We start from the raw sequence: 7419 nt of genomic DNA on the forward strand, positions 1-7419 counted from the left end.
TCCGACGGCCTTCCGGTCACCCCGGATAGCGGGAGTAGCAGGCGTCCATGTTGCCGGTCACGCCGCCGCGGAACGCCGCTATCCGGGTGAAACCGGCGGGCACGCTGGTGCCGTCGGCGTCGCTGGCGACGAGATGGTTGGTGAGCAACCCGGCCACCGCCTCGTCGAGATCACCGGCCGTCAGCAACAACTGCTTCTGCGACGACAGCTCGATGGGTTCGGCCATCTTGCGGTGCACCACGCCGGTCAGGCACGCCGTGCGCAGCGCGGTCCACGGGCTCTGCATGGCCAGCCCGCGTTCGTGCTGCACGGCGAGCGCGTACCGCGACATCACGACCGATAGGGCGGTGTCGTCGCCCTGCGGCAGGGTCTGCTCGTTCTCGTCGGCGACCTTGCCCATCGCCGCGAGCTTTGGCAGGTCGACCACGATCGTGTTGGTGGACGGGCAATAGGAAGCCGGCGGGCTGGATTTGGCGTCGGGGCAATCGGCAGCCTGGTAGGACAGCGCCGGCGGGCTCTTCGGGGAGAAGATCTTTCCCAGCAGTTCCATCAACGTCGACAGGGTGTCCTGGTCGATCGGGACCTCACCGGTCTCGGGGTTTCCGGTGCTGCTGTCGACGCGCAGAGCGTTGGGCAGATCGCCGCGGCGCTGCTCGATCTCCTTCTTGTCTATCCCCGCGCAGGCCGATGCCCCGTTGATGAAACCCATTTGGAAGGCGCTGATTCGGTCCAGGGCGGACCCGTGTTCGTCGTCGTTCTCGCTCTCGCTGTCGATCACGGGGTCGCGGGTCGTGATGATCCCGGCCAGCACATGGTCGAGCCCGTCGGCGGTGCTGAGCGTGAACCGCGGCGACTTGCCGTCGGCGACCCAGAACAGGTAGACGCCAGCGAAGCAGTCGGCCTGCTGCTCGTGCACGATCGTGGGGTCGCGTTTGGTCACCAGATGCGCCATGTTCTGCAGGGCATGGCCGAATTCGTGGGCCAGTACGCCGTTGACCGACATGTCGCCGAAGTACCGTTGCGCGACCGGCATGAACACCCCGCGGTCCCAGGCGATCAGGTTGCAGCGCGACGTGTAGAAGGCGTTGACGAGCTTGTAGGTGTCGTTGTGGCAAACGATCGGGCTGGACAGATCCTTCGAGTTGTAGGACACCATCTTTCCGACGGGAACGAAGCTTCCCTTCAGGGACTGCCCGTACACCGACTTCCAGTAGTCCTCGATATCGTTGACCGACAGCAACGACAACTTATCGATCGCGCCGTCGTCCGTGTTGACCACGGTGCCGGTTGCGGCGGGTGCGTTCGAGCGGATGCCGCTGGGGCCGTTGGTCGCGGGCAAGCCGCCCACCCGGAACGGATCGTTGAGCATCGAGAGCGCCCGCCCGTCGACGAAGGATGCACACCCCGCCACCACGATTGCCGCCGCCGCGCAGCTCAACGCCGCCCTCAGCAAGGCGGCCGCCCTGCGCGGACGGCCACCGGCCTGCTGACGTCGATTGCGCGCACGGCTCTTCATACCAACCTCATCCCGACCGGCTACAGGGCAGACCAAAGCGTCTCATTCTAGAGCGGTTGGCTAACCGTGACAGCCCGAATGAAAACACCGTCGAACGCCCGCGCCGGCCGCGTGGGCGCGCGATTGCGGGCGGCTTACCGGGGGTCGAACCAGGAGCGCCGGGTGGGTTGTCCGATGGCAATAGCGAACTCGGCGGCGCCGTTTCAGGCGCGTTGCCCGCTAGGGGCGCGGCGCCGTCGGTGCCGGCGTCTGCTGAGGCCCCACCGGGCCCCCGGGTCCCATCCCGCCGGGTCCCATCCCGCCGGGCCCCATCATGCCGCCGGGTCCGATCATGCCGGGCCCCATCATGCCGCCGGGCTGCATCATCGGGCAGGTGCCGGCACGGCCGCCGCCATAGCCGTGGCGCCAGCCGTAGTGGTCACCCGAGGACCAGCCCAAGAACAGCCCCGTGAAGAAGATGACCGCGACGACGAACACCACACCGGCGACGATGACCACCCATGCGGCCACGTGGCCCAGCCGACTGCGCGCGTACGGCCCGTCCCCGTGGTTGCCGGTCACGGGCCCAACGCTGGATTCAGGAGTTTCAGTCATGCCCAGGACGATGTCACACATATACCCACCGGGGGTAGGGACCATTGGCCCTAGTACGGGATTCGCGGGTCTGGTCAGATTGCCTAAATTGCGTGCAGGAGTCTGTCCCGAAGGAACGTGACGATGGCCAATTTGACACGGCGCGCGGCGCTTGCCGCGTTCGGTGCGCTGGGTGCGGGCGGCGTGCTGGGTCTGCGCTACGCGCGTCGCGGCATCTGGCCCGCAGGAGTCCGCCTCACCAACTGCGGCGGCTTCATGGGCGCCGGTCACATGGACATGAACCGCTACATGGACATGTTCATGCGGCACAGCGAAATCAGCCGGGTGGTCGAGGACATTCCCGGCGGCGTGCGCACCACCACCGAATCGACGTCCCCGGATCTGACCGCCCAACTCCAGGCGCACGTCTCGAGCATGTACGCCCACCTGGATCAGGGAACCGAAGTCAGCTGCATGAGCCAAACCCTGCCGACGCTATTCCGTCGTGCCGGCGGCTACCGGCGGCAGCTGACGTTCACCCCAGGGGGCGTGATCGCCGAGGAGACCGCCGACGACCCTGCCCTCACCGACGTCATCCGAGCGCACGCGCGCGAAGTCACCGGCTTCGTGGAGCAGGGCATGCCGGCCATGATGCAGCAGATGATGGGTCGCGGCGGGATGGGCTGCGGACGAATGATGAACCCGCACATGCCTTGACGGCGCAGGCCCTAGAAGGGCGGTGGATCCTCTGGGGGCGCGGGGCCGGCGGGTATCGAACTGGCCGGCGCCACGGGGTGGGCGGCCAGCCGGGCTTGGCGGTTGCGGTGCCGTTCGGTGGCGATGCGCTGGGCCCGGTTTTGGGCACGGGTGCGGGTGCGCAGCGGCATCATCGCGGTGCGCTCACCACACCGCTCGACGGGTGTGGGGGCCGGGGCGTCACCGGTGGGCACGCACAGGCCGGGGAACAGCAGCGCGCTGCCCGGGGTGGTGACGTAGGTGTGTCCGTCGGGCAGCCGCCAGATCAGGGTGCCGTCCTCCAGTTGTTCGTCGCGCCAGCCCCAAAAAGTTTTCAGCAAATGATGTTGGCGGCAAAGACATTTGAGGTTCGACGGGTGCGTCGCACCGCCCTCGGAGTACGGGATCGTGTGGTCGATGTCGCAGTCGACGGCCGGGCGGTCACAACCCGGGGCCCGGCACGTCAGGTCCCGGCACCGCACGAAGTCGGCGAGCCGGGTGGACGGGGTGTAGCGCGGCTCGGCCTCGGCCGGGGCGCCCAGGGGCACCAGCTTGGCCGAGCCGGCCAGCTCGGCCACGACCTCGGCGGTGATCAGTGCGTCCGCGCCCACCTCCGACGCCGGAGCCGACCCGGCGCCCTCGACGCTGGCCTGCTCGGCGATCACGTGAATGACGACCGGCGTTGCGCCAGGCCGCTTTCCGGCCGTGCAGTCGGGGCGCCCGCAGCGGCAGCCCAGCCGATCCGCGCCGGCGGCAAGCACCCCAAGCGCGTCGGCGCGCCGCTGATCCGCGCTGCGCGGGTCGTGCTCACACACCGTGGCCGCCAACGCATCCAGCCGCCGATCCAGCGCGTGGGCGTCGGGACTGAACAAGCTGCCGTGGATTTCGGACATGCCGCCCTCGAGATCCTCGACCCCGACCCAGCGCTCGGCCTGCGACTGGTCGCGGCGGCGCACCGCATCGACGTCGGCCTTCGCCACGATCTTGTCCACCTGGCCGGCCAACCGGCCCCGGGTCATGGAGGGCCACCTCGCCGCACGCATCGCCAGCTCGGCATCCACGGCGGCCAACACGGCGGCGTCTGTGATCAGATCGGTGCGGTACACGATCGTCTGGAACAACCGATAGCTGATGTCGCCCGCGCGGAACACCTCGGCCACCTGCGGCAGCCGCTCACGCATCGCGAGCGCATACCGCATGAAGCTGCCGGCCATCGCCAGGCTCACCCGAAACGCCGCGGCCACCTCGGCCCCCACCGCCGCCCAGGTGTCCACCGCCCAATCCGACTCCTCACCGCGCTGGGCGCGGCGCAGCTCGAACAACTCCCCGATGGCGTCCAGCCGGTCCGCGACCATCCGCGCCTCCAGCCGCCACGAGGAGCACATCCGTTCCACCAGCGCGCGGGATCGCTCACACCGGGGAGGCTCCCAGTACTCGTGTAGCCGTTTATCGAACATGTGTTCGAGTGTAGCGCGGCCCCCCGACAAGGCGCCGAGCAGCGGTTATGGCACCCGGGTCCGATGCCGCTTGTCGTGCGGTGGCACGCCGTTGACGCCGCCGATGGATTCCGCATAGCTGCCTACGGCGTATCCGACGCCAGACCCCATGATGGCCAGGGCGTCCCGGTTGACGGTGTCGACGGTTTCGCGGGGGCCTTGGTAGTTGGGGTCGAACGGGGCCCCGGCCTGCCCACCCCACAGCCGGGCCTGCACGGTGGTCTTCGGTTGCGACGCCCCGGCCGTCATGCCGCCGATCGGCACGCCCGCGACCATGAAGGGGTGGTAGTCGGCGAGCGTGTTCAGCGGCATGTCCGCGGGCCGCTTCCCGGCCAGGTTCAGGTAACCGGCCAGGGTGCGCTCGATGCCGGCCGACCCGTCGGGGACGTCCGCGTAAGTCACCCCGGGCGACGGCGGACCGGACTGATCGCCGTCTTCGGTGAAGAAGCCGGCGTTGGGAGAACCCAGCGTGGTGAAGTTGAGGTACATCGCGATGTCGTTGAGCTGATCGCTGTTCATGCCGAACACGTAGTCCATGACGCCGTTGAGCCCGTCCTCGTCGGCGCCCCAGAACGCGAACCGCACCGCGTTGTTCACGGGCGCCAGGGGGCCCAGCTGCAGCGCCGTCTCCAGCACCGCGGCCACCCCGGTTCCGTCGTCGTTGATGCCAGGGCCGCCGCGGGGGCTGTCGAGGTGCGCGCCCACCACGATCACGTCGTGCGGCGAGCCGGTCTTGGTCTGCGCCAGCACGTTCCGTGACGTGATCTTGACGTTTTGGGCGTCCAGCACCAGGCGGATTGGCGCGGTCGCGCCGGAGAGCGCGGTGGCGGTGGCCGGGTTGGCGACCGCGACGGGGACGGTCAGCTGCTTGAAGTAGCCGGGAGCGAACAGGGTGGGCGGGGCGCCCTGGCCGGCGGGCGCACTGAGCACGACGAGCGCCGCCGCACCCTTGGACACCGCGCTGTTCTGCTTGTCGACCACCGAACAACGTGTGTCGTCTACGACGGCGATCGACCCCTTGGGCAGCACGGCCGGATAATCGCCCGCCGCGCAGCCCGACGGCTGGGTGGGCCGGACCGGCTGCCCGGTGAGTCCGCCGGGCGGCGTCTGGACCAGCAGCGAGGCCTGGTCAACGGTGTAGCTGCGGCCGGCCACCGTCATCGACGGCCTGCCCGGGGAAACGGTGTAGAGCCGGTCGAACTGCGGCGTCAGCACCTCGAAACCTTTGTCACGCAACGCTTTAGCGATGTAGTCGACGCTGGCGTCGTAACCCGGCGTGCCGTCGGCCCGGTTGCCCTTGTTCGCATTGGCGATGTTCTGCAGCGCGCGCAGGTGGGTGAACATCGCCTCGGTGGTCACCTTGCCGGCCAGGCCGTGCGCCAGATCCGGTGCGGCAGTCGGGGATCCCGGCCGCGCCGATGTGCACGACGCCAGCAACAAGGTCACCAGCAGCATTGCCGCGCGCAGCCGACGGGTCATGGCTTGGTTAGCACGTGACGCGTGCGGTCCTCCATCGTGGGCACCCCGTTGTGGCCGCCGAGGTCCTGCGCGTACAGGCCCACCGCGTAGGCGACGCCACCGCCGTTGATGCCCAGAGCGGTCCTGTCGATGTGCTCGAGGGTATCCGTCTTCTGGTGATAGTTGGGGTCGAAGGGCTGGTCCGCGGTCCCGCCCCACAGCTTTGCCTGATCCGCGGACATCTTCACCTCGGCGCCGGAGAACAGGCCGCCGGCGGGGATGCCCGCCAGGGTGAATCCGTCGTAATCGGAACGGCCGTCGAACGAGGTGTCCTGCGCGGTCTTCCCGGCGGACTTCAGGTAGGCGACCAGGGTGCGTTCGATGCCGGCCGACCCCTCCGGCACCACCGGCTGGCCGCGAGCGTCCGCGGGCAGCGACTGGTCACCGTCATAGGTGAAGTAGCCGGGGTTCGGCGACGCGAGCATGTCGAAGTTCAGATACAGCGCAATGCTTTTGAGCCCGGTCAAGTCAAGCGACTCGACGTAGTTGCGCGAACCGATCAGCCCGAGTTCCTCCGCGCCCCAGAAGCCGAACCGCACCGCGTTACGTACCGGTGGCGAATTGCCCAGCCGCAGAGCGGTTTCCAATATCGCGGCCACGCCTGAACCGTTGTCGTTGATGCCCGGGCCTTCCGGCACGCTGTCCAAATGGGCGCCGGCCATCACGACATTGGTGGTCGAGCCGGTCTTGGTCTGGGCGATCACGTTGCGCGCCTTGAAACTCTGGACGCTCGCGTTCAGCTTGATGGTGACGCCCCCCGGCTGGGTGCGCAATTGCACGCCAACCGACTTGGTGACGCTTACCACCGGGATCTTGACGTTGGTGTCCGGGCCCAGCGTGCCACCCATCTGTTGCTCGTCGACGTTGTCGGCGACGATCATCGCGACCGCTCCGCGCTGCGCCGCGGCGTCTTCCTTCTGAGCGAAGGGGCAACCGCCCCGGTCCACCAGGACGACGGCTCCCTGAACCGGCAGGCTGCCGTAATCCGGAGGTGCGCAGCCGGGGCCGTTGCTGGCGGGCACGGCCACCAGCGGACCGCTCACTCCTCCCGGCGGGGTGCCGAGGCTGAAGTCCAGCGCGTGCGCCTCCACCGGCTTACCGCCGACGGTCACCTCCGGCTTGTCGCCGTGGAACACCCGCGCCGAGAACTCGGGGGTCTGCACGTCGAAACCGCTGCCGCGCAACGTGTTCACCACGTAGTCGACGCTGGCCTCGTAACCCGGGGTACCCACCGCCCGGGTACCGTTGTTGGCGTTGGCAATGTCCTGGAGCTTTGCCAGGTGCGCCATCATCGCGTCGCTCGTGACTTTGTCGTGCAGGGCGCTGGCGAATTGGGCCGCCGCGGCGGGGTCGCCCGTTGCCTGTTGCGAGTTTGCCGACTTGTGGAAGCAGCCGGTCGAGAATGCGGTCAGGGCGACCACGACGAGCGCCGCAGGTACCGTCGCGAATTTGTTCACCATCGCGCCCCAGGTTAGACCGCGGTGCCACCGGCCGGGATCAGGACACGGGCGGTATCAGACGTACAGGGCGCTGAACGGTGCAAAGGGGATGTTGCGCACCACAAACCACGCCCCGACCAAC

The 7419-nt window shown here is 68.6% G+C and carries 6 protein-coding genes; 1 reads left to right on the top strand and 5 read right to left on the bottom strand.

The window, feature by feature from the left end; all coding sequences use genetic code 11:
* Positions 1-16: 16 nt before the first annotated feature.
* Together A5704_RS23540 and A5704_RS23545 are read right to left on the bottom strand one after the other, a co-directional pair.
* Positions 17-1516, bottom strand: a complete 1500-nt coding sequence (locus tag A5704_RS23540) for a peptidase (protein ID WP_156669866.1) — start codon at positions 1514-1516, stop codon at positions 17-19.
* Between the two features lie 219 nt (positions 1517-1735).
* Positions 1736-2110 carry a hypothetical protein gene (locus A5704_RS23545; protein WP_156669865.1) on the bottom strand — a complete coding sequence of 125 codons (375 nt, stop codon included), beginning with the start codon at positions 2108-2110 and terminating at the stop codon, positions 1736-1738.
* Between the two features lie 123 nt (positions 2111-2233).
* On the opposite strand from A5704_RS23545, the gene A5704_RS23550 reads away from it, so the two are divergent.
* Complete coding sequence (locus tag A5704_RS23550; protein ID WP_067747898.1) at positions 2234-2806, top strand: hypothetical protein; 573 nt, start codon at positions 2234-2236, stop codon at positions 2804-2806.
* 11 nt (positions 2807-2817) lie between these two features.
* On the opposite strand, the gene A5704_RS23555 is transcribed toward A5704_RS23550, so the two are convergent.
* Genes A5704_RS23555 through A5704_RS23565 form a run of 3 tightly spaced genes read right to left on the bottom strand, consistent with a single transcriptional unit; the run spans position 2818 to position 7298 of the window.
* On the bottom strand, positions 2818-4281 hold the full coding sequence (locus A5704_RS23555) for an HNH endonuclease signature motif containing protein (protein WP_067891334.1): 1464 nt from the start codon (positions 4279-4281) through the stop codon (positions 2818-2820).
* A gap of 45 nt (positions 4282-4326) precedes the next feature.
* Positions 4327-5799: a M28 family peptidase gene (locus A5704_RS23560; protein WP_067781150.1), complete on the bottom strand. Its 1473-nt coding sequence runs from the start codon at positions 5797-5799 to the stop codon at positions 4327-4329.
* Positions 5796-7298 carry a M28 family metallopeptidase gene (locus A5704_RS23565; protein WP_067891337.1) on the bottom strand — a complete coding sequence of 501 codons (1503 nt, stop codon included), beginning with the start codon at positions 7296-7298 and terminating at the stop codon, positions 5796-5798. The genes A5704_RS23560 and A5704_RS23565 overlap by 4 nt, the downstream gene beginning before the upstream one ends.
* Between the last annotated feature and the right edge of the window lie 121 nt (positions 7299-7419).

This window comes from Mycobacterium sp. E735 (assembly GCF_001666955.1).
In the GTDB taxonomy this organism is placed as follows: Bacteria; Actinomycetota; Actinomycetes; order Mycobacteriales; family Mycobacteriaceae; genus Mycobacterium.